The 2,909-nt window shown below is 68.9% G+C and carries 3 protein-coding genes and 1 pseudogene; 1 reads left to right on the top strand and 3 read right to left on the bottom strand.

Going from position 1 to position 2,909, the window contains the following annotated elements:
• Window positions 1-107 precede the first annotated feature (107 nt).
• Both LCH29_RS43710 and LCH29_RS43705 read right to left on the bottom strand, forming a co-directional pair.
• Window positions 108-999, bottom strand: a protein-coding gene (locus tag LCH29_RS43710) for an IS5 family transposase (protein WP_446467243.1) whose coding sequence is annotated in 2 segments (ribosomal slippage) — window positions 108-519 and window positions 518-999 — 894 coding nt in all. Because the reading frame shifts where the segments join, the coding sequence is not laid out codon by codon here.
• Window positions 1,000-1,058: 59 nt separating this feature from the next.
• The gene (locus tag LCH29_RS43705; protein ID WP_446467244.1) at window positions 1,059-1,586 is read right to left on the bottom strand and encodes a DapH/DapD/GlmU-related protein; all 528 of its coding nucleotides are present in this window, start codon (window positions 1,584-1,586) and stop codon (window positions 1,059-1,061) included.
• Window positions 1,587-1,700: 114 nt separating this feature from the next.
• On the opposite strand from LCH29_RS43705, the gene LCH29_RS43700 reads away from it, so the two are divergent.
• Window positions 1,701-2,630 carry a LysR family transcriptional regulator gene (locus LCH29_RS43700; protein ID WP_446467242.1) on the top strand — a complete coding sequence of 310 codons (930 nt, stop codon included), beginning with the start codon at window positions 1,701-1,703 and terminating at the stop codon, window positions 2,628-2,630.
• A 39-nt stretch (window positions 2,631-2,669) separates the two neighbouring features.
• On the opposite strand, the pseudogene LCH29_RS43695 reads toward LCH29_RS43700, so the two are convergent.
• Window positions 2,670-2,909: pseudogene (locus tag LCH29_RS43695) on the bottom strand (IS5/IS1182 family transposase); the annotation flags it as partial.

Raw genomic sequence — 2,909 nt, 5'->3', positions numbered from 1 at the left:
CCATCTCCCCGGCCCATTCACCCTGCATGCCTACAAGACTGGCCCCAACCCTGCCGGGCCGGGGCCAAAACCCCCAACATTTTCAGTGATCTTCTAGGGCGTGTCCGTTAAATCCGGGCCCAGACCAGGACTGCTGCGAGGATCGCGGCTGACCGGTAGACGATCGCGAGCTTGTCGAACCTCGTGGCCAGACCGCGCCACTGCTTGAGCAAGGCGAAGGACCGCTCGACGACGTTGCGCTTCTTGTAGGCCACGGGGTCGAACTTCGGTGGTCGCCCGCCCACTGGTCCGCGGCGAAGTCGGTGGGCCTGCTGGTCGCACCGCTCGGGGATGACGGCCCTGATCCCGCGTGATCGCAGCGCCTGCCGGATCGCGTGGGAGGAGTAGGCCCTGTCCGCCAGGAGGACCTCGGGCCTGGTCCGGGGACGCCCTGCCGCGGGCCTGGGCACGCGCAGGTCGCCCAGCAGCAGCGGCAGGGTCTGGCCGTGGTGGGCCTGCCCTGGTGTCACGACCACGGCGCGGACGTCCCTGGCCATCGACGGCGTGCTGGATCTTGGTGGTCAGCCCGCCGCGGGAGCGGCCGACCGCGTGCCCGGCCGGCTCCCTGTGGGCCCCTGGGCCGTGGCCATGGGCCGCCTCCCGGCAGCCCTCGGGTTGGCGGGTGTTGGTGGCGTGCTGGTGAGCCCGGTTGATCGTGGAGTCGACCGAGACATGCCAGTCGACCTGCCCGGCATCGTCGGCAAGGGCGAGCAGGACTCCCAGCACGCGGTCCCAGGTCCCGTCGGCGGCCCACCGGCGGTGGCGCGCCCACACGGTTTTCCAGGGGCCGAACCTGGCGGGCAGGTCTCGCCAGGGGATTCCGGTGCGATACCGGTGGACGATCGCCTCCACGATGCGGCGATGGTCGGCCCAGGGCCTGCCCCGGTGACCCTGGCTGCTGGGCAATAGGGCAACGATGCGGTCCCACTGCTCGTCGGTCAGCCGGGCGTGACGGGACAACGAAGACGGAGAGGGCAAGAGTGGTGCTCGCCGCGGGTCACCGGCCGCGGTGAGGTCGGTCAGTCGATGCTCTTGACCACCCGAGCGGGCACACCCGCGACCAGGGTGCGGGCTGGCACGTCACCGGTGACGACCGCACCGGCGGCCACGACCGCACCGGCGCCGATGGTCACACCCTGCGTGACCACAGCGGCCGCGCCGATCCAGACGTCGCCCTCGATCACGATTGGGGCGCTGGTGACGTACTCGCGCCGCTCGGCCAAGGGCAGCGGGTGTCCGCCGGTGATGAGGTTGACCTTTGGGGCGATCATGACGTTGTCGCCGATGCTGATGCCGCCGTTGTCCATGAAGGTGCAGCCTTGGTTGACGAAGACGTTCTTCCCGAACTTCGTGCCCAGGCCGTACTCGGTGAAGAAGGGCGGGTAGATCGTCACCGACTCCGGCAGCGGACCGCCGAACACAACTGCCAGTAGTTCAGCACGACCCTCGGTATCGCTGAACGGCAGCACGTTCAGCCGGGAGGTCGCGTCGGTGACCTGCGCGATCCGCTCGGCATAGCGCGCGAACTCGGTCGTGCGGACGTACATGACCTGCTCTGTGCGTGTAGACATGCGCTGATCCCAGCACTCCGGCGAAGGCCCGATCAAACAACCCCTAACGCAACTACCCACAACCGGTAGTTGTGTCCGTAGGGTGGCGGTGTGGACATCGACGCGTTGCGCACCTTCGTGGCCGTCGCTGAGGCCGGACAGTTCCAGGCCGCGGCCGACGAGCTCAGGATCAGTCAGCAGGCGGTCTCCAAGCGGATCATGGGCCTGGAGAAGAACCTCGAGGTCGTGCTGCTGGTGCGCACCTCTCGCGGCTCCCGGCTGAGCTTGGACGGGCAGGTCTTCCTGCCACACGCCAAGAAGGTCCTGGCCGCGCTCGAACAGGCAGAACAGGCTGTGCGCCCCGGTAGCCGCCCCCTGCGCGTGGACGTCCTCAACCGTCGCATCGCCCCGGCCCAGGCCGTCTACCGCTTCTACCGCTCCCGCCCCGAGACCAGCCTGGACACGGTCACTCTCGGCGAGGAGAACGCCGCAGGGGCCGCCCGAGCCGTGCTCGAAGGAACCATCGACGCCTCCTTCCGCGCCCTGCCCGCAGAACAGGTCCCGGCCGGGATCAGAGCCGAACGCCTCCTGGACGATCCTTTGGAGCTCCTGGTCGGGCCCGGTCATCCGTTGGCGGGCAAGGAGTGGGTCCGGCCCGCAGACCTGGCCGGTCACCGCATCTGGATCCCCGGCATCAGGGCCGGCACGGAGTGGGAGCAGTTCTACCGGTCGCTCTCAGAGGCATTCGGTCTGAGCATCGACGCGCTCGGCCCCAACTTCGGAGACGAGGCCCTCATGGACGCTTTGGCCGAATCGGGTTCGCTGGCGACCCTGGTGGGCAGCGGGGACCGGTACCTGTGGCCAGAGAGCTTTGGCCTGGGACGTATCCCGCTGCGCGAGCGGACGCCGGTTTACCCGCACGTGCTGCTCACGCGTACCGACCACCAGCATCCGGTGCTGACCGAACTGCGCAACCACCTGCGAGCCTCAGAACCACGCACCACCGACGACGTGTGGGGCCCGGGCTGGGCAGCCTGCTGACCGACCTCCCGATTTAGCAGACACGCCTGAGGAGTGCTTTCAGAAAGCGGGGAGTCTGCGGGTGAGGGCCATGCACTGGGAGAGTCGGAGGAACGCGTCGTGCATGTCGTCACGGGTCTCCCAGCGCATACGTAGGCGGCGAGGGCCGTGGAGGTGGGCGATGGCGGATTCGGCGACCCAGCGGACCCCGCCCAGTCCCGAGCCGTGGGCCTGCCCGCGACGTGCGATCTTCGGGACGATGTTCCGCTCGCGGAGCCGTCGGCGGTAGATGTCGTGGTC

The sequence above is a fragment of the Streptomyces sp. BRA346 genome, from assembly GCF_052851135.1.
The sequence above is the reverse complement of the archived record's forward strand: the minus strand, read 5'-3'. Positions and strand labels throughout refer to the sequence as shown.